This is a genomic window from Pararhizobium sp., from assembly GCF_965279435.1.
Lineage (GTDB): Bacteria > Pseudomonadota > Alphaproteobacteria > Rhizobiales > Rhizobiaceae > Pararhizobium.
Window position 1 is genome coordinate 279,641 of record NZ_CBDIHY010000001.1, and the last position, 19,336, is coordinate 298,976.

Annotated in this window: 17 protein-coding genes; 9 read left to right on the forward strand and 8 right to left on the reverse strand. The window is 60.8% G+C overall.

From position 1 onward, the window contains the following. Nucleotides 1–48 precede the first annotated feature (48 nt). The 4 genes from ACQY8Q_RS01240 to ACQY8Q_RS01255 all read left to right on the forward strand — a co-directional run bounded on the left by ACQY8Q_RS01240 (nucleotide 49) and on the right by ACQY8Q_RS01255 (nucleotide 5,347). On the forward strand, nucleotides 49–1,080 hold the full coding sequence (locus ACQY8Q_RS01240) for an ABC transporter substrate-binding protein (protein ID WP_428423839.1): 1,032 nt from the start codon (nucleotides 49–51) through the stop codon (nucleotides 1,078–1,080). A gap of 150 nt (nucleotides 1,081–1,230) precedes the next feature. Continuing rightward, entirely contained in the window at nucleotides 1,231–3,462 is a 2,232-nt protein-coding gene (locus tag ACQY8Q_RS01245) for an ABC transporter permease (protein ID WP_428423841.1), read from the forward strand. Then, the gene (locus tag ACQY8Q_RS01250) at nucleotides 3,459–4,520 is read left to right on the forward strand and encodes an ABC transporter ATP-binding protein (protein ID WP_428423844.1); all 1,062 of its coding nucleotides are present in this window, start codon (nucleotides 3,459–3,461) and stop codon (nucleotides 4,518–4,520) included. Before ACQY8Q_RS01245 ends, ACQY8Q_RS01250 begins: the two co-directional genes overlap by 4 nt. A gap of 29 nt (nucleotides 4,521–4,549) precedes the next feature. After that, nucleotides 4,550–5,347 (forward strand): inositol monophosphatase family protein, encoded by a 798-nt coding sequence (locus ACQY8Q_RS01255; RefSeq protein ID WP_428423846.1) that lies wholly within the window; start codon nucleotides 4,550–4,552, stop codon nucleotides 5,345–5,347. Nucleotides 5,348–5,406: 59 nt separating this feature from the next. On the opposite strand, the gene ACQY8Q_RS01260 is transcribed toward ACQY8Q_RS01255, so the two are convergent. From ACQY8Q_RS01260 to ACQY8Q_RS01280, 5 genes are all read right to left on the reverse strand, one after another. Further along, the gene (locus tag ACQY8Q_RS01260) at nucleotides 5,407–6,513 is read right to left on the reverse strand and encodes an HPP family protein (protein WP_428423848.1); all 1,107 of its coding nucleotides are present in this window, start codon (nucleotides 6,511–6,513) and stop codon (nucleotides 5,407–5,409) included. Nucleotides 6,514–6,670: 157 nt separating this feature from the next. Then, nucleotides 6,671–8,197, reverse strand: coding sequence for an ABC-F family ATP-binding cassette domain-containing protein (locus ACQY8Q_RS01265; RefSeq protein ID WP_428423850.1), 1,527 nt, complete (start codon nucleotides 8,195–8,197; stop codon nucleotides 6,671–6,673). Nucleotides 8,198–8,532: 335 nt separating this feature from the next. After that, complete coding sequence (locus ACQY8Q_RS01270; protein ID WP_428423852.1) at nucleotides 8,533–9,288, reverse strand: ABC transporter ATP-binding protein; 756 nt, start codon at nucleotides 9,286–9,288, stop codon at nucleotides 8,533–8,535. Next, a complete protein-coding gene (locus ACQY8Q_RS01275; RefSeq protein WP_428423855.1) occupies nucleotides 9,282–10,349 on the reverse strand; it encodes a FecCD family ABC transporter permease in 1,068 nt (355 codons plus the stop codon). Before ACQY8Q_RS01275 ends, ACQY8Q_RS01270 begins: the two co-directional genes overlap by 7 nt. A gap of 3 nt (nucleotides 10,350–10,352) precedes the next feature. Beyond that, nucleotides 10,353–11,486 (reverse strand): ABC transporter substrate-binding protein, encoded by a 1,134-nt coding sequence (locus tag ACQY8Q_RS01280; RefSeq protein WP_428423857.1) that lies wholly within the window; start codon nucleotides 11,484–11,486, stop codon nucleotides 10,353–10,355. 122 nt (nucleotides 11,487–11,608) lie between these two features. Here ACQY8Q_RS01280 and ACQY8Q_RS01285 point away from each other — a divergent pair, with 122 nt between their 5' ends. From ACQY8Q_RS01285 to ACQY8Q_RS01300, 4 genes are all read left to right on the forward strand, one after another. After that, nucleotides 11,609–12,427 (forward strand): class I SAM-dependent methyltransferase, encoded by an 819-nt coding sequence (locus tag ACQY8Q_RS01285; protein WP_428423859.1) that lies wholly within the window; start codon nucleotides 11,609–11,611, stop codon nucleotides 12,425–12,427. 79 nt (nucleotides 12,428–12,506) lie between these two features. Further along, nucleotides 12,507–13,613 (forward strand): aminotransferase class I/II-fold pyridoxal phosphate-dependent enzyme, encoded by a 1,107-nt coding sequence (locus ACQY8Q_RS01290; RefSeq protein WP_428423861.1) that lies wholly within the window; start codon nucleotides 12,507–12,509, stop codon nucleotides 13,611–13,613. 10 nt (nucleotides 13,614–13,623) lie between these two features. After that, complete coding sequence (locus ACQY8Q_RS01295) at nucleotides 13,624–14,235, forward strand: helix-turn-helix transcriptional regulator (protein ID WP_428423864.1); 612 nt, start codon at nucleotides 13,624–13,626, stop codon at nucleotides 14,233–14,235. Continuing rightward, nucleotides 14,232–15,197: an ornithine cyclodeaminase family protein gene (locus ACQY8Q_RS01300; protein ID WP_428423866.1), complete on the forward strand. Its 966-nt coding sequence runs from the start codon at nucleotides 14,232–14,234 to the stop codon at nucleotides 15,195–15,197. Before ACQY8Q_RS01295 ends, ACQY8Q_RS01300 begins: the two co-directional genes overlap by 4 nt. A gap of 8 nt (nucleotides 15,198–15,205) precedes the next feature. On the opposite strand, the gene ACQY8Q_RS01305 is transcribed toward ACQY8Q_RS01300, so the two are convergent. Continuing rightward, entirely contained in the window at nucleotides 15,206–15,631 is a 426-nt protein-coding gene (locus ACQY8Q_RS01305; RefSeq protein ID WP_428423868.1) for a MerR family transcriptional regulator, read from the reverse strand. Between the two features lie 43 nt (nucleotides 15,632–15,674). On the opposite strand from ACQY8Q_RS01305, the gene ACQY8Q_RS01310 reads away from it, so the two are divergent. After that, a complete protein-coding gene (locus tag ACQY8Q_RS01310) occupies nucleotides 15,675–16,466 on the forward strand; it encodes a MauE/DoxX family redox-associated membrane protein (RefSeq protein WP_428423870.1) in 792 nt (263 codons plus the stop codon). 12 nt (nucleotides 16,467–16,478) lie between these two features. Here the strand turns inward: ACQY8Q_RS01310 and ACQY8Q_RS01315 are convergent, their stop codons facing one another. Together ACQY8Q_RS01315 and ACQY8Q_RS01320 are read right to left on the reverse strand one after the other, a co-directional pair. Continuing rightward, the gene (locus ACQY8Q_RS01315; RefSeq protein WP_428423986.1) at nucleotides 16,479–18,053 is read right to left on the reverse strand and encodes an ABC transporter permease; all 1,575 of its coding nucleotides are present in this window, start codon (nucleotides 18,051–18,053) and stop codon (nucleotides 16,479–16,481) included. Between the two features lie 152 nt (nucleotides 18,054–18,205). Beyond that, nucleotides 18,206–19,192, reverse strand: coding sequence for a Fe(3+) ABC transporter substrate-binding protein (locus ACQY8Q_RS01320; protein ID WP_428423988.1), 987 nt, complete (start codon nucleotides 19,190–19,192; stop codon nucleotides 18,206–18,208). Nucleotides 19,193–19,336 lie beyond the last annotated feature (144 nt).

Below are 19,336 nucleotides of genomic sequence, written 5' to 3' on the forward strand. Positions count from 1 at the left end.
GCAAAAAGCGATCGGCGTGGAGGCGCTGCTTCAACAGGAGGAAATTTCATGGGTTCACGATATATGGCCATCGCGGCATTGGCCGCCGGAACGACACTTTCAGCTTTCTCGGCCCAGGCCGCCGGCGACCTCAACCTGATCTGCTCGGCCGATGTGGTCATCTGCGAGCAGATGAAGGGCGACTTCGAAAAGGCGCACGGCGACATCAAGGTCAACATGGTGCGCCTGTCGTCAGGCGAGACCTATGCCAAGATCCGGGCCGAAGCGCGCAACCCGAAGACCGACATCTGGTGGGCAGGAACCGGCGATCCGCATCTGCAGGCGGCATCTGAAAACCTGACCCTGGAATACAAGTCGCCAATGCTCGACCAGTTGCAGGATTGGGCCAAGAAGCAGGCGGAAAGTTCTGGCTACAAGACGGTCGGCGTCTACGCTGGCGCTCTTGGCTGGGGCTACAATACCGAGATTTTCAAGGCCAAGGGCTTCAAGGAGCCGAAATGCTGGGCAGACCTTCTCGACCCGGCGTTCAAAGGCGAAATCCAGATCGCCAATCCGAATTCGTCCGGCACCGCCTATACGGCGCTTGCCTCACTGGTCCAGATCATGGGTGAAGACCAGGCCTACGACTACCTGAAGAAGCTCAACGCCAACATCTCGCAGTACACCAAATCCGGCTCTGCCCCGGTGAAGGCGGCTGCACGCGGCGAAACGGCGATCGGTATCGTCTTCATGCATGATGCCGTTGCCCAGACGGCTGAAGGTTTCCCGGTCAAATCGGTCGCACCGTGCGAAGGCACCGGTTACGAGATCGGCTCAATGTCGATCATCAAGGGCGCGAAGAACCTCGACAACGCCAAGACCTGGTACGACTGGGCGCTGAAGCCAGACGTGCAGTCGCGCATGAAGGATGCGAAATCCTTCCAGCTGCCGTCCAACAAGACGGCTGAAATCCCCAAGGAAGCACCGCGCTTCGAGGACATCAAGCTGATCGACTACGACTTCAAGACCTATGGCGATCCGGCCAAGCGCAAGGAACTGCTCGAGCGCTGGGATCGCGAAATCAGCGCCAACGCCAACTAAGAGAAACCGGCCGGGCCGGGGCTATCGTTGCCACGGCCTGCCCAAAGTTTCTCCCCGGCCGGGGATCGCGCAACCCTCCACAGATTGCGGCGCGGTCTCCGGCCACTCTGAACTCCATATTTTGCATCATGAAAAGGCGCGGGGATCGTTATGGACCATCGCAACCGTAGGCTGGATATTGTCCTCGGAATAGGCATCGCTGCCTTCCTTCTGGTTCCGTGGTACCGGATCGAGGGCGGATTTCTCGGATTTGGCTGGTTTTCCGGCTTTCCGACCGAGGCCTCCGTCGCTCCGGGCATTCTGCAAATCCTCAGCTACGGCCGCTGGTGGCTGGCCTTTGCCGGCCTGATCATGGCCGTCGCAGTCGCCGCGCGCTTCATTCGCGATCCGATGCGGCGCGGAACACTGCTTGCCACGGCAGGCGCCGCCGGCGTGCTGTTTCTAACACTTCAGGGATTGGCCATCGGCTTTTCCGGCTGGTCCTGGACGATCAGCGAAACGCTGTTTGGCGCGCTGGCCGATGGTCAACCGTCCATGGGTGCAGGCGCGGTGCTTTCAGCATTTGCCTTCGTTCTGATCTTCTCCTTCGGCCTTGCCGAACGCGGCGTCATGAAGGGCGATGCCTTTGTCGTCTCCTCGATCGCCATCCTGGTCTTTCTCGTCGCGATCTTCGTATTCTACCCGGTCGGTAGCATGCTGGTCGGCGCTTTTCAGGATTTCGACGGTTCGTTCAATCCCGACGGCTTTACCCGCAACATCCAGGACAATTCGATCTGGAGCCTTGGCTGCGTTGTCGGCGGCGAGCGTTGCGGCGTTGCCTGGCGCACGCTCTGGCTCGCCTTGATGACGGCCGGCGGCTCGACCATCATGGGTCTTGCCTTTGCGCTGGTCGCCACCCGCACGCGCTTCCCGTTCAAGAAGGGCCTGCGGCTTTTGACGGTTCTGCCGATCATCACCCCGCCCTTCGTCATCGGCCTTGCGCTCACCCTGCTGTTTGGCCGTTCCGGTGTCATTACCGAAAGCCTGTCCAGCCTGTTCGGCATCGAGCCCGGCCGCTGGCTCTATGGCCTGACCGGCATCTGGATCGCCCAGGTCCTGTCGTTCACGCCGATTTCCTTCCTCGTGCTCATCGGTGTCGTCGAAGGCGTCAGCCCCTCGATGGAAGAAGCGTCCCAGACCCTCAGAGCCGACCGCTGGCGCACCTTCTGGCGCGTATCGCTGCCCTTGATGAAACCGGGCATCGCCAACGCCTTCCTGATCGGCTTCATCGAAAGCATGGCCGACTTCGGCAATCCGCTGGTGCTCGGCGGCAGCCATGGCGTGCTTTCGACGGAAATCTTCTTTGCCGTCGTCGGTTCTCAGAACGATCCGTCCCGCGCCGCCGTGCTTGCCATCATCCTGCTCTGCTTCACGCTGACGGCGTTCCTTGCCCAGCGCTACTGGCTGTCGGGCAAGAATTTCGCAACCGTGACCGGCAAGGGCGACAGCGGCTCGCATATCGCGCTGCCCCGCTCGATCTCCATCGCCGTCCATGCCATGGTCATCCCGTGGATGATCTTCACGATCGTCATCTATGGCATGATCCTGGTCGGCGGCTTCGTGAAGACCTGGGGATTGGACAATTCACTGACGCTCGATCACTACGCCCGCGCCTTCTCCGTCGAAATGCGCGATGGGGCGCTGGCCTGGACCGGCGTTGCCTGGAATTCCTTCTGGACGACGATCGAGATCGCGTTGATCTCGGCGCCGCTCACGGCTGCCGTCGGCTTGCTGACAGCCTACGTGATCGTCCGGCAGAAATTCGCCGGCCGGAATGTGTTCGAATTCGCCCTGATGATGAGCTTTGCGATCCCGGGCACCGTCATCGGCATCAGCTACATCATGGCCTTCAACCTGCCGCCGCTGGAAATGACCGGCACGGCACTGATCCTGATTGCCTGCTTCGTCTTCCGCAACATGCCGGTCGGCGTGCGCGGCGGCGTGGCGGCGATGAGCCAGCTCGACAAGAGCCTCGACGAGGCATCGCTGACCCTGCGCGCCAACAGCTTCAGGACAATCCGCAAGGTCATCCTGCCGCTGTTGCGCCCGGCGATCACCGCAGCCCTGGTCTACTCCTTCGTGCGGGCCATCACCTCGATCAGCGCAGTCATCTTCCTCGTCAGCGCCGAATACAACATGGCGACCTCCTATATTGTCGGTCTCGTCGAAAACGGCGAATACGGCGTGGCGATCGCCTATTCCTCGATGCTGATCGTGGTGATGATTGTCGTTATCGCCGGCTTCCAGCTTCTCGTCGGAGAACGCCGGCTGCGGCGCGAAAATCGCGTCGCCGGCGTCACCACAGCCCCTTCCCTTTCCCTCGGTCAGGAGAAAACCGTATGATCACCTCTCGCTCTGGCTCGGTCGTCTTTCAAAATATCAAGAAACAGTTCGGTGCCTTCACCGCCATTCACGACCTGTCGCTGACCATCGAGCCCGGCCAGCTGGTCACGTTGCTCGGCCCGTCGGGTTGCGGCAAGACCACGACGCTACGCATGCTGGCTGGCCTTGAACATCCAAGCTCCGGCAAGATCCTGATCGGCGGCAAGGACGTGACCATGCTGCCGGCCAATGAGCGCGACGTTTCGATGGTGTTCCAGTCTTATGCGCTGTTTCCGCATATGAGCTCGCTCGACAATGTCGCCTACGGCCTGGAATCCTCCGGCCTCAAGAAGAAGGAAGCGCGCGAAAAGGCAGAAGAAGGGCTGAAGCTGGTCGGTCTAGCCGGCATGGGTGGGCGGCTTCCGGCAGAACTGTCCGGTGGCCAGCAGCAGCGCGTCGCCGTTGCCCGCGCCCTCGTTCTGGAACCGCAAGTGCTGTTGCTCGATGAGCCGCTGTCCAACCTCGACGCCCGCCTGCGGCGCCAGGTGCGCACCGAAATCCGCGACCTGCAGCAGCGCCTCGGCTTTACCGCCGTTTATGTGACCCATGACCAGGACGAGGCGCTGGCCGTCTCCGACCGGATCGTCATCATGAAGGACGGTGTGATCGCGCAGGAAGGCTCACCCCGTGACCTCTACGAGGCGCCAGCCTCGGCCTTCATTGCCGACTTCATGGGTGAGGCCAATGTGGTTGCCTGCGACGTCATCAGCGTCGATGGCGCCGACGCCACCATCCGCATCGGCGGGCTCGAACATCGCGTACCCAGCCGCAATGCCAAGCCCGGACCGGCAAAGCTTGCGGTGCGGCCAAACTCGATCACGCTGGAGCCAGCATCGGGTGCTGCCTTTCCAGGCCAGATCACCCATGCGGCCTATCTTGGCGACCATGTCGAATACGAGGTAGAGACCAGCACCGGCAGGCTTTTCGTCGTCGATCCGGCTGTCGAGCGGGCCTTGGCACCGGCGACCGAAGTCGCTATCGGCTTCAAGGGACGCGGCATCGCCATCATCAACGGCTGAGCCATACAATATTACAGAAGGACTATTTCATGACATTGCAGATCTCCGGGCTCGACGCGCGTTTCGCCCTGGCACAGACTATCGCCAAGGAAGCCGGCGCTGTTGCACTCGACTATTACAACAGGCGCGAGACGCTGGTGATCGAAACCAAGCGCGACCTGCAGGACGTCGTCTCCATTGCCGACCGCGAGGTCGAGAACCTCATTCGTGCCCGCGTCGCCGAGGTTAACCCGGGCGACGGGTTCCTGGGCGAGGAATATGGTCTTGCTCCCGGCGATTCCGGCTACACTTGGGTGGTCGATCCGATCGATGGCACCAGCCCTTTCGTCAACGGCATGCCGAACTGGTGCGTCTCGATCGCTGTGCTGCACAACAACGAGCCGGTGATCGGCGTCATCTGTGCCCCCTGCCATGACGAACTCTATGCCAGCGCGAGCGGCAAGGGCGCCACGCTCAACGGCCGGGTGCTGACGCTTGATCCGTCCCGCACGATCCGCAACGCCGTGACCGGCATCGGTGCCAACAACTATGTGACGCCGGCGTTTGTCGGCAAGATGGTCGTGGAGCTTTTGGCAGCTGGCGGCAATTTCATCCGCAACGGTTCCGGAGCGCTGATGCTTGCCTATGTCGCCGCCGGCCGTCTGGTAGGCTATTATGAGCCCTATATGCACGCCTGGGATTGCCTCGCCGGCTATTGCCTCGTCAAGGAAGCGGGCGGCTGGTATCACCCCTTCCCCGTCGAAGGAGAGCAGTTGACCAAGGGGTCGCCGGTACTGGCGACGGCTCCCGGCGCACGCGAAGACCTGATGAAAATCGCCGGTCTCTGAAAACCGCTCGATAGGGCAGACACCAACGGGTGCTGCCCTATCGAGGCCCGAGCAACGCCTTACCGTTCGGCGCTACCCGTTGGCAATGCACGTGCCGCCGCGCTCAAAAGGTCCGTCTGAGATATCAGCCCAAGAATCCGATGCTCGCTATCGATGACGATAACGGCATGGGCGTGCCCGTCGGTCAGGACCGGCAACAGCGAGAATGCTGGATCGGCGTCCGAAGCGGTGGCGGCCTTCGACAGGATGTCACCGACACGTCCGGCATGCTGGGACAACTCCCGCAAACCGACCGTCCCGGCCAGCTGGCCATTCTCATCCATGACCGGTAGCGTCCGTATATTGTGCTTCAAGAGAAGCGCGCGTGCATCGGAAGGATCGGCATCGGCGCCAATCGAAATGACATCGCGGGACATGATATCGGCGCAACGGATATCGCCATGGGCGCGGATAGTTGCCTGAAGCTCCACCTGCTGTAGCAAACGACTGAGATCACCCCGATCGATGTCAAAGGTTTCATCGAACGCAGCTAACGCTGCATCGAGATCTTCCTCGCGGAAGCCGACGCGCAGCGATGCGGGCAGGTCTGCCGTCTGGTGCGTGTTGACCGCCGCTATGGCGGCAACATGCGGATAGTTGCGCCGGGCAAGTTTGTGAAACAGCAGGCCGAGCGCAACCAGAATGCACGAATTGAGGCCGACCGGGACAAACGGAAACAACAGCCCCCAGCTGGCAACCACCGGCCCTCCGAGTACGGCGGTCAACGCCGCCGCCCCCCCGGGCGGATGCAGGCAGCGCGCCAGCGACATTGCCGCGATGGCGAGCGCTACGCCGACACCGGAGGCAATGATCGGATCATGGATCAGAGAGGCGGTGATGATGCCCACCAGCGCCGAGATGGTATTGCCGCCAATGATCGACCATGGCTGCGCCAAGGGGCTGGCCGGGACAGCAAACAATAGCACAGCGGACGCGCCCATCGGTGCCACGATCAAGGGCAGATGTGGCCCCTGCCCGAGCAGATAACTGCTGATCAGGCCGGTCAAGCCGATGCCGATCAGCGCGCCGACACAGGCAATCAGCCGCTCGCGCAATGTGGCGCCGGCCAAAATAGGTGCGAACATTCGAAAACGGCCGTCCGGTTTGGGCTTTGGGGAATGGGACATCGCGAAACCGGACACGCCTAGACGGGATCGGGACACCGGCGCGCGCGTCATCCCGTGTCCCGGCTATAGGAAAATCAGGCGCAAAGCGCAACGGCCAAACGGCAACGGCCCTGGCGGCAGGGGTTGGACGGCCGGTTTCCCGGCCGTCCAAGATCCCCTAGCTCTGTTTGGCGGCTTCGGCAAAGAAGCCTTCCGGGCTATCAACCTCGATCAGCTTCTTCTTCTCGATAAGCCAGAAGCGATTGCCGACCGAGCGGACGAAACTGCGGTCATGCGAGACGAACAGGCAACTGGCCTGATGCGCCATCAATTCGCCCTCCAGCGCTTCCTGCCCATCGATATCCAGATGGTTGGTCGGCTCGTCGAGCAGGTAGAAGTTGGGGTTGGTCAGCCGCAAGATCAGCATGCCGAGCCGTGCTTTCTGACCACCCGACAGCTGGCCAACCGGCCGGGCTTGAAGCTCGATGGACATTCCGGCGCCCGCCAGCAGCGCCCGCGCCCGCTGGTCGCCGATATCGAACCGGTGAATGATCGTTCCCATCGGGGTGTCATCGTTGCGAAGATCGGCGAGCGCCTGATCGCCATAGCCGAGAACCAGCGAAGGCGTCGCCTTGATGCCATCCTGCGTCACCTCCGGCTGTTCAATCGCCCTGCGCAGCATCGAGACAAGGCGGGTCTTTCCAGTACCGTTAGCACCGAGCAACACGATCCGGTCTCCCTGGCAGACGAACTGCTTGCCCGTCTTGAACAGCAGGATCCCATCCGGCGTCTGCACAGTGGCATCCTCCAGCGTGATCAACACCTTGGCATGGGTGCCGCGATTGGCGAGCCTGATCGCCCCGGCCGAGCGCTCCAGATGGGCAGGCTTTGCCGCATCCTCGAGCTTGTCGGCCCGTTGCTTCAGCTGCTTGGTCTTGACGACCAGCAGATCGCTGCCGGAATTGATGCCGATATTGTTGAGCTTGGCCGCCTGCTTGCGCAACTGATCGGCGACCTTGATATCGCGCTGATAGCGGCGCTCATCGGCAGCGTCGTCCTCGTCCAGCGCCACCCGTGCCCGCGTGTAGGGCAGCGGAAAGATCTGCGATTGCTCCGCGCGCAGAAACAGCGTGCGGTTGGTGACCGTGTCGAGGAAGGCGCGGTCGTGGCTGGCGATGATGACCGGCACGTCGCGCGGCAGCGCATTCAGCCACGCCTCGAGCATGGCGATCTTGCCAAGATCGAGATGATTGGTCGGCTCGTCGAGCATCAGCACATCCGGCTCGGTCACCCAGACGCGGGCAAGCATGGCAATGCGCTGCCAGCCGCCGCTCAGCTGTTTTAATGGTCGCTGCCGCAGGGCCTCCGGCACATCGAGGTCCTCCAGCACGACGTCGACACGCCAGCTTTCACTCTCCTGCTGATCAGCGGACAGCGCGTCCAGCACGGCGGCGTAAAAGGGGAGATCGAAGAGACGCGCGGGAACATTCTGTTCGACATAACCGACCGTCAGGCCACGTGCCTTGGTGATTTCGCCCTCGTTGGCCTCGAGCATACCTGCAATGCAGCGAAACAGCGTCGATTTTCCGCGGCCGTTGGCGGCAACGAGGCCAATACGATCGCCGGCATTGACGACGAGGTTGAGTTTGGAAAACAGCGGGCTGCCCAGCACGATGCCGAGATTGCGGATGTTGATAAGGGTCATGATCGGTCTCTGGTCTTGCCGCACAAACATCCATCGAGGGCTCTCAAGCCATCATCGATGCGATGCGCGCGGCGGATAGAAAAATACAACAGCTCGAACCAACAGGATCAGCACTGCAGTGCCACGAAGGGCAGACCAGAAGACGGTTTTTAAGAGAAACGGACTTTGGTCAGCCCTGCAAACGCATTTGCAGGGCGTTGACGGGGCCACGCTGGCGATGATGCCGGAAAAATGTGTTCATTGCGCAGCCCTCCTTTCTCGATAATGGTCCCTCATACCATCCGATTCCCGAATTCGCAATCGCCCCGGAATGCGGGCGTCGAAAATTGAATTTGTCAGAGAATGGAGTGATCGACGATGACGACGGGCTTACCGTGCGAACACATCTCGACCCGCGCCTCTACCCGGTAGATATCGCGCAGCATCGAACCGGTGATGACCTCGCCGGTCGGGCCGCTCGCCACCATCGCGCCTTTGGCGATGACGATGGTATTGTCGCAATAGCGCAGCGCGTGATTGAGGTCATGCAAGGCAATGAGCACCGACATGCCGGACTTTGCCGCCAGAGACCGCATGAAGCTCAGCACTTCGATCTGGCGAAACAGGTCGAGCGCCGAGGTTGGCTCGTCCATCAAAAGGACCTCAGGCTTGCGGATCAGTGCCTGCGCAATCGACACCAGTTGCCGCTGGCCGCCGGATAGCTCGCCGAGGCCGCGAAAGGCAAGATCGTCGATCCGCAGGGCCTGCAGGATGCGATCGATCTCCAGAAGCTCGCTATCGCGCACCTTCCAGCTTGAACCCTGCTTGCTGGCGAGCAGCACCGATTCGTAGACCGTCAGAACGGCATTGGCGCCAGTATCCTGCGGCATATAGCAGATGGTTTCCGGACCTTTGAGTGTATCGGAGAGGACGACCGTCCCCGGACCCGAGGCGAGCCCGGCGATACGCTTGAACAGGGTGGATTTGCCGGCAGCATTCGGACCGATGACGGCGGTCATGACGCCGCCGTTGAGGACATCAGTGTCGACGTCCGACAGCACGACATGCTTTCCGTATTTGGCGCCGACGCCTTTGAGTGCCAGACCTACCATGCCCGCCTCCGATTGGTGAAGATCAGGATGAAGAAGAACGGTACCCCGACCAGCGCGGTAATCACCCCGATCGGCAGGATGGCACCCGGAATGAGTGTCTTCGACACGACGGACGTGGCCGACAGAAGCAATGCGCCGCACAGCACCGACGCGGGCAGGAAGAACCGCTGATCCTCGCCCACCAGCATGCGGGCGATATGCGGGCCGACCAGGCCGACGAAACCGATTGTGCCGACGAAGGAGACCGGGATGGCTGCAAGCAGACTGACGGTCATCATCGTCTGCAGCCGCAGCCCGCGCACGTTGATGCCAAGACTTGCCGCCTTGTCTTCACCCAAACGCAACGCCGTCAGCGCCCAGGCCTGCCTTGCAAAAAGCGGCAGGGCAAACACCAGCACCGCACCGGTGATCCAGACCTTTGGCCAGGTGGCCTTGGTAAGGCTGCCCATCGTCCAGAAGACGACTGCGGCCAGCGCCTGCTCCGAGGCCAGATATTCCAAAAGGGAGAGCAGCGCATTGAAGGTGAAGACCAGCGCGATGCCGAGCAGCACGATGGTTTCGACCGTGACGCCGCGCATGGTCGAGGCGAAGTGGATGAACAAGGCCGCTGCCATCGCCATCAGAAAGGCATTGATTGGGATCATGAACTGAACGGCGGCCGGAAACAGCGCCACGCCGCCGACAAGGCCAAGCGCTGCGCCAAATCCGGCGGCGGCGGAAATCCCCAGCGTAAAGGGGCTCGCCAGTGGATTGGCGAGAATGGTCTGCATCTGCGCCCCGGCGACCGACAGCGACGCACCGACGGTCACCGCCATCACCGCGATCGGCATGCGGATATCCCAGATGACGACGCGCAGCTGATCACTGACCGAACCGGCATAGAACAGGGAGGTCAGCACCTCCTTCAAGGTATAATTGGCCGGCCCCAGCGCCATGTCGATGGAAACGCTGAGAAGCAGGGCCGCGACCATGCCGCAGATCAGCACGATCCGGCGAAATGCCAGGGCGCGGTATTGGGCGCGCCCTGTTGTCGTTTCGCGCTGTTCGGCGGCAATGGCCATTGCTTATTCGCCCTTCAGGGAGACGAAATAGCCGGGCTTGTAGTCCAGCGGCAGGAAGCGCGCATGCAGTTCCTTGAACGTCGCTTCAGGATCGAGGTCCTTGAACAGTTCCGGATGCAGCCATTTGGCAATCTGCTGGATCGCCACGAACTGATACGGGTTGTTGTAGAACTGGTGCCAGATGGCGTGGACATTGCCATCCTTGACCGCCTTGACGCCGGTGAATGCCGGGCGCTTGGTCAGGTTTTCGAGCTTGCGATGCGCTTCGGTGCGATCGGCTCCATAGCCGACGCCGACCCAGTTGCCGCCGGGAACATAACCCTGCCAGTTGCCACCGGTGATGATGATCTGATCGGGATTGGAGGCGATGATCTGTTCCGGATTGACTGCACCGAACGTGCCCGGAATGATGTCCTTGGCCATATTCGTACCGCCGGCGATTTCGACCATCTTGCCGAAATTCTCGTTGCCGAACGACATGCAGCAATCGTCGGAATAACCGCCGGCCCGCTCGACGAAGACGACGGGTCGGACCATGTCGGTCTTGGCCAGCACGTCGGTCACCTTGGCGATGCTGTCGGCGCGGAACTTGATGAAGTCATCCGCCTTGGTTTCCTGGCCAAGCAGCTTGCCCATGATGCGCATGCTGGCTTCGGTATTTTCCATCGGCTTTTCGCGGAAGTCGATATAGACGAGCGGAATGCCGACCTTGCCGAGCTTTTCGATATAGCCAGCCTCTTCGGTCGAGGTCTTCGCATCGAGGTTCATGATGACGACGTCGGGCTTCAGCGAAATGGCCTGCTCGATATCGAACGTGCCATCCTTCATGCCGCCGAAGGTCGGCAGCTTTGCCATCTCCGGGTATTTGGCGAGATAGGCGGCATATGTTTCCGGGTCGGCCTTCGGCAGGTCATCCCGCCAGCCGACGATACGCTTGAAAGGTGCATCCCGGTCCAGCGCGGCGACAAAATAGATCTGCCGGCCTTCGCCGAGAATGACATTTTCGACCGGGACGCTGACCTCGACGTCGCGGCCGGTTATATCCTTGATAACAACCTTTTCACCGGCCAGCACCGTGCTGGAAAAAAACGCGCAGAAACCCACGGCGACCAAGGCCGCCTTGCCGAACATACCCATCGTTTTCAACTCCATCGGGGAACTGCGGGTTTCGTAGATATCATGATATTGACAGTCAAGTTTTATCTTTTAGAAGCTTTCCAGAAACCGATAGCCAACACTTCGATGCAAGGCAGCTTTTAATGACCGACACGCCCCGTCTCTCGAATTATGACCTGCGCGACGAGATCAAAACCTATTGGTCGGTGCGTGCGGCAACCTTCGATCAATCGCCGGGGCACGAGATTTTCTCCGAGGAGGAACGCGCCGCCTGGCATCGGTTGATCGTCAAGCATCTTGGCAAGGGTGACGGCCGCTCGGCACTGGATTTGGCCAGCGGCACCGGCGTCGTCTCGCATCTGATGGACGATCTCGGCTTCAAGGTGACTGGGCTCGACTGGGCCGAGCCGATGCTGGAGCGGGCCCGCGACAAGGCGAAAATCCGTACCCGCAACATCACCTTCCGCATCGGCGACGCCGAAAACACCATGGAACCGGACGATCATTATGACGCGATCATCAACCGGCATCTGGTCTGGACGCTGGTTGATCCGGTGAACGCCTTTGCCGAATGGCTGCGGGTGCTGAAACCCGGCGGAACATTGCTGGTGATCGACGGCGATTTCGTCAACACGACCGTGTTCGAACGCGTGCTGATGAAAATCGCCGGCTGGGGTCAGCGTTGCGGGCTTCTGAAGAGCGATCCGCTGCATGCTCCGCCAGGGATGATGGAGACCCACCGCAGCATCATTTCGAGGGTGTATTTTTCGCAAGGCGCCCGTGCCGAAGCTGTTGCCGGTCTGTTGGCTGCGGCCGGGTTCGAAAACATCGTCATCGATACCGATCTTGGCGACATCCACCGCACGCAGGCCAAGCACTGGAATATCCTGAAAGGGATGGCCCGCGCGACACAGCATCGCTATGCGATACGAGCGATCAAACCGGTCCAAAGGTCAACTTAGACTATTTTTCCATTCCGTACTTTATTGTCTATTTTCCTCGTGATAGACAAGCTGCGAAGCCATCAGGGAGAAGCCAGTCATGCAGATCGAGGAATTCACGCTCGAACGGGTTCAGTCGCTTTATGAAAACCTCGTGGAGTTTAATCTCTCCGACAGCGGCGTTCATCCCTATTCGCTAAAGGAACTGCTGACGCCCGACCAGCTGCTCGGCCTGCATGAGGTTGAACTCGGCTACGGCTGGACCAATGGCGGCGTCGAGCTACGCGACACCATCGCCCGGCTCTACAACGGCCGCGACCGCGACAATGTCATGGTCACCAATGGTTCGGCGGAAGCGAACTTCATCCTGGTCATGACCCTTTTGGAGCCCGGCGACGAGCTGGTGCTGTTCGTTCCGAACTATCTGCAAATCCGCGGCTGGGCAAAGGCGCTTGGCGTCACCGTCAAGGAGATCGTGCTGCGCGAGGAGCTGGGCTGGTTGCCGGATCTCGACGAGGTGCGCGCCGCCGTGACCCCGAAAACCAAGATGATCAGCCTGTGCAATCCCAACAACCCGACCGGCAGCCTATTGCCACGCGAAACGATGGACGCGCTTGTCACCATCGCCCGCGAACACGGCGTCTATCTGCATGCCGACGAAATCTACAAGGGCTCCGAACTGGATATTGAAGAGTCCATCAGCTTTGCCGATCTCTACGAAAAGGCCGTGGTAACCGCAGGGCTTTCCAAGGCAATGGCGCTTCCGGGCCTGCGGCTCGGCTGGCTGGTCGGCCCCGCAAAGGAAATCTACGGCACCTGGCAGCGCAAGGACTATACCTCGATCACCACCGGGGCGCTCAGCGAGCACATCGCCAATATCGTGCTGCAGCCGGCCAAGCGCGCCGAAATCCTGTCGCGCAGCCGCCATCTGCTACGGGAAAACCGGACTTTGCTGTCAGCCTGGATCGCGGCGCACAACAACCTGTTTTCCTACCTGCCGCCACGCGCCGGCGGCATGGCCTTTGTCCGCTACAACCGTGACATCAACTCCTCTGTCCTTGTCGATCGGGTGCGGGAGCAAAAGAGCGTCATGCTGGTGCCCGGTGATGTCTATGGCCTCGACGGTTATGTCCGCATCGGCATCGGGGCGCAGAAGCATCATCTGGAAGCCGGGCTGGACCGCCTTGCAGATTTCATGAGGGGCTGAGAACCACCGGATGAAGCCCGAACTCACCTCCTATGCGGCCGTTTGCGATGGTGTCGCCCAGTTGTTCCAGCCGTTCGTCGAGGTCGTGCTGCACGATCTCGAAACGGAGACGGCGGTGCATATTGCCGGAAATTTTTCCAAGCGCGAGATCGGCGAGCCATCGCTGTTGCACGAGATCGATTTCCGTCCGGCCGAGCGGCTTCTCGGCCCCTATGAAAAGGTCAACTGGGACGGCCGCCGGATCAAGTCGATCAGCATCATCCTGCGCGACAGCAATGAGCGGCCGATGGCCGTGATGTGCATCAATGCCGACGTTTCGCATTTTCATGCGGTGATGCAGACATTGAGCGCCTTCGCCTCGATCCCCGTCGATCATGCCAAGCCGGCGAGCCTGTTCAAGGAGGACTGGCACGAGCGCATCAACGAATACATCCAGAACTGGACGGGTTCGCGCGGGCTGATCATCGCGGACCTAAGCCGCGAGCAGAAACAGCAGGTGGTCAGGGATCTCTCGGCTGACGGTGCATTCGGCGGCAAGAACTCCGCCGCCTATATCTCGCGCATCCTCGGCATGGGCCGTGCGACCGTCTACAAATACCTCAATCAGGACCGGGACGAATGATCATCCTGTCGCGTCCACAGATCGAAGCTTTGGTCGATCTCGACAGCGCGCTTGCCGCCATCGGAGCGGCCTATATCGCCGCATCCGATGGCCGGGCGACGATGCCGCCGGTCGGCTATCTTGCGTTTCCGGACAGGGATGGCGATTGCCATATCAAATATGGCCATATAGCTGGCGATCCCACTTTCGTCGTCAAGGTCGCCGCCGGATTCTACGGCAATCCGGCGATCGGGCTGCCCACATCGAACGGCGTAATGATGGCATTTTCCGCGCAGACCGGCGTTCTCGAAGCGATCCTGCTCGATGAAGGGTTTCTCACTGATCTGCGCACCGGCCTTGGCGGCGCCATCGCCACGCGGGCGCTGTGCCGTCCAGATGCCCGGCGAGTGGCAATCGTCGGAGCCGGTATTCAGGCCCGCTGGCAGGTCCGTTGCCTGCGGCAGGCGATGCCGGAAACACAGTTCTCGTTCAGCATCTGGGCGCGTTCGGAAGACAGGGCGCGGGAGACGGCAAGTGTGCTTCACGACGAAGGCGTCGATGTAAGCGTGTCTACCGATCTGGAACGGCTCTGCCGTGACGCCGAAATCATCATTACGACCACCCCATCACGTGAGCCTTTGATCCGCGATACCTGGATCCAGCCCGGCACCCACATTACCGCAATCGGCGCCGATGCGCCCGGCAAGCAGGAGTTGGACACTGCACTCGTTGTTCGTGCCAATCACCGGATTTGCGACAGTCTGGAACAGGCTCTGGATCATGGAGAGTTTTCCGCAGCGTCCCGCACTGGGAATATCTCGGCCGAAAACTGCGTCGAACTCGGAGCCGTTCTGGGTGGCAAGGCCGCAGGGCGGGTGCATCCCGGCGATATCACCATTGCCGATCTCACCGGCATCGCGGTTCAGGATATCGCCATCGCCACCTCGGTCCTCGACGCCTGCAAACGTTCACTGGCCGGTTGACGATCCCGTTATTCCAGGTCGAATGCCGTGATGATCGGGCACGGGCCGTTTGACGTGGAGCCGCAGGCATCGGCGAGCCGGAGCAGCGACGCACGAGCGGCGCTCAGTTCGGCAATCTTGGCATCGAGCGCAACAATGCGCTCACGCGCCAGAACATTGGCGCGATGCCGGTCCTCGCTGGCGTCCAGTGCCAGCAATTCGCTGATCTGATCGAGCGTGAAACCTGCCGTCTGGGCTGTCCGGATAAACCGCAGCCGGCGAATATCGTCTTCGCCGTAGCGCCGGATGCCACCGGCCAGCCCCACGCCTCCGGTGCGTTGCGGCGTGCCGAGCAGACCGCGCCGCTGATAATAACGCACCGTTTCGACGCCGACCCCGCCCTCGCGCGCCAACCCTGCAATCGTTGTCTCTTTCATCGCTTGACTCCGTACCATGGTACGGATGTTATAGTTTCTGCAATCGATGAAACCAAGCGAAATGAAAGATTGCACTATGACCGGCAAGACAGCAAAAACCGCCACCCTCTACCGGATGGTAATGGACAAGCACACCTGCCCCTACGGCCTGAAGGCCAAGGATCTTCTGGAGCGGCAGGGCTTTGTAGTAGACGACCGCTGGCTGACGACGCGCGAACAGACGGACGCATTCAAGACCGAACATGGCGTCCAGACGACGCCGCAGACCTTTATCAACGGAGCCCGGATCGGCGGCTATGACGAATTGCGCGGGCATCTGGGCAAGACCGTGCGCGACCCGAAGGCCGTGACGTACCGGCCGGTTATCGCCGTTTTCGCCGTCACCGCCCTGATGGCGCTGGCGACCAGCTATGCCGTCTATGGAACCGTCTTCACGGCCCGCTCCGTTGAATGGTTCATTGCCTTCAGCATGGCCGTGCTGGCGATCCTCAAGCTGCAGAACATCGAAGGGTTTTCGACGATGTTTCTCAATTATGACCTGCTCGCCAAGCGTTGGGTGCCCTACAGCTATATCTATCCCTTCGCGGAAGCCGGCGCCGGTATCCTGATGATCGCCGGCGCGCTCAACTGGATCTCCATCCCCGTTGCGCTGTTCATCGGTACGATCGGTGCGGTTTCGGTGTTCAAGGCCGTCTATATCGACAAGCGCGAGCTGAAATGCGCCTGCGTCGGCGGCGACAGCAATGTGCCGCTCGGCTTTGTCTCGCTGACGGAAAACGTCATGATGGTTGCCATGGCGATCTGGATGCTGGTGATGATCTTGACCGGAACAAGCGTCGGCCACGTCATGTAAGCCTGCGGGCCGTTACTGGCGGGACTGCCCCATCCGCGATAGCAGAATGACCGGCAGTATTCCGATGACGACGATGGCCAAAGCCGCGATGGACGCCTCCTCATAGGTGCCCCTCGCGGCTTCGCCATAGAGATGCGTCGCGAATGTCTCGACATTGAGCGGCCGCAATAACAACGTGGCGGGCAGCTCCTTGACGCAATCCACGAAGACCAGCAGACCGGCAGCCGTGATCGCCGCCTTCGACAGCGGCAGGTGGACATGGCGAAAGGTGCCAGCCGCCGATTGACCAAGGACGCGGGAGGCGTGATCGAAGGACACGGGGATACGCGCCAGCCCCGCATCGATACCGCCGGCGGAGATGGCGAGGAACCTGACGGTATAGGCATAAAGCAGTGCAGCACCCGAGCCGATGAACAACAGCCCCGTCGATACGCCAAGCCAGGCGATCGCCGTGCGATCGATGAAACCATCGAATGTGGCGAGCACGATCAGAACGCCAATGGCAACGACGGTGCCCGGCGCTGCATAGCCGAGCGTCGAAAGCCGCTGCAGCCACGCGGTCGTTGCCCCCGGCCGCAACCGGCTGGCATAGGCGATGAGCAGGCCAAACAGAACCGTGATGATCGTCGCAGCTGAGGCAAGAACGATGGTGTTGAAGGCTTCGCCGAGGAAGCGCGGCGAAATGCCGGCAAATTCGATCCGCTTCCACGCTTCGTTGACAAGATAGATTGCGGGTGCACCAAAGCCGATGAGGATCGGCAGGAGCCCGGCGCTAAACAGTACCAGTCCTTTTGCAGTCGATACCCGGCGCGGTTCGAAGGCGCGGCTGCGCTGCGCGCCAGTCGAGTAGCGCTGCTTGCCCCTTGCCCATTTCTCGAAAGCCACCAGCGCCACTACGACCATCAGCAACGACAGCGCGATCTGCGAGGCCCCCGGCAGGTCGGTGCGGGTAATCCAGGTGGTGTAGATGGAGACGGTCAGTGTCCGCACGCCGAGGAATTCGGACGCACCGATGTCGTTGAGAGTTTCCATCAGAGCGAGGCTGACACCAACAGCGACCGCCGGGCGGGCCAGCGGCAGCGCGACATGCCAGAAGACGGCGCGGCGCGAAATGCCGAGCGTGCGCGATGCATCAATCAGATTGGCCGACTGCGTCAGGAACATCGCCCGCGTCGGGATATAGACATACGGATAGAGCACGAAGCCCAGAAGCAGGATGCAGCCTGTCATCGAGCGCACATCCGGCAGGCGGAATTCCCGCGGGCTGGAATAACCGAGCAGCCAGCGCATTGCTCCCTGCACGGATCCGATCGGGTGCAAGATGTCGAGATAGGCGTAGGCTATGATGTAGGTAGGAACCGCGAGCGGCAGTAGCAGTGCCCATTCGAGGATACGGCGGCCGGGAAAGGCATAGGCCGTGACCAGCCAGGCCGTGGATGTTCCGAGAATGGCAGTGATCACACCGACGCCAACGAGGAGAATGGCAGTATCCACCAGGGCTGTTGGCAATACAGTCGAGACAAGATGCGACCAGAGCCCGGACGAACCCTGGATCGCCTGCAGGAACAACGCAATGACCGGCAGCATCACCAGACAGGTGATGATGCCGGCGCCAAGCAACCAGCGGGCTCCGGCGCGGCCTTTGGGCCAGCTTCGCACGGCGCTGATCATCGGCGGAAATCCATCTCTGTGGCGGCAAGAAAAAGCGCCCGCGATAACGCGGGCGCTTTTTTGCGCTTTTAGTTGTCGAAGCCGACTTTGTCGACCAGTTCGCTTGCCTGCTTGCGATGGCTGACGATTTCCGTCAACGGCTTGGAATCGATCTTCAGTTCGCCGAACGAAGCGATGATCGGATCAACCGCAGCACCGGCCTTAACCGGATATTCGAAGTTGGCCTCCGCAAAGATCTTCTGGGCTTCGTCTGAGACGAGATATTCCAGAAGCTTGACGGCTTCGGCCTTGTTCGGTGCATTCTTGGCAACGGCAGCGCCGCTGATATTAACCTGGGTGCCACCGTCCTTGAACGTCGGCAGGATGACTTTCATGGAGTTGCCCCAGGTGACCTGCTCTTCACCGCCCTTGCCCGAGCGCATCAGGCCGACATAGTAGGAATTGGCGACAGCGATATCGCAAATGCCACCGAGAATGTCCTTGGCGCCGTCACGGTCGCCGCCAGCGGCCTTGCGGGCAAGATTGTCCTTGAGACCCGTCAGCCACTTTTCGGTTGTTTCAGCACCGTAATGGGCGATGTAATCGGCAAACAGCGCGGTGTTGTAGGGATGCTGGCCGGAGCGAATGCAGATCTTGCCCTTCCATTTCGGATCGGCCAGGTCTTCATAGTTGAAGGCCGTCACGTCGAGATCCTTGGCGGCATAGATGACGCGGGCGCGCATCGACAGCGCAAACCAGTGATTGTTGGCATCACGCAGCTGCGCGGGGATCGACTCGGTCAGAACGGTGGATTCGACTGGCTGGGTGATGCCCTTTTCGACGAGATCGATCAGGTTTCCGGCATCGACGGTCATCAGGATGTCGGCCGGCGAGCTTGCGCCTTCGGTGGCGACGCGCTCAGCCAAACCGTCCTTCATGAACACCGTGTTGACCTTGGTGCCTGTCGCTGCGGTGAACGAATCGAGCAACGGCTGGATGAGGCCCGGCTCGCGGGTCGTGTAGATATTGAGTTCGGCAGCCGAGACAGCGCTCGTGCTGAGGAGCAGTGACGCCATAAACAGGGTGGATTTTGCGACGCTTGACGTGTTCATAAGTCTCTCCAGATGGACGATGCCAAGCTGTCGAGCATTAATTGATGAAAGCAGTCAAGTTTACGCCGGTGATTTTACCGTAAACAGCCTTTCCGATAGGCTCTGCCA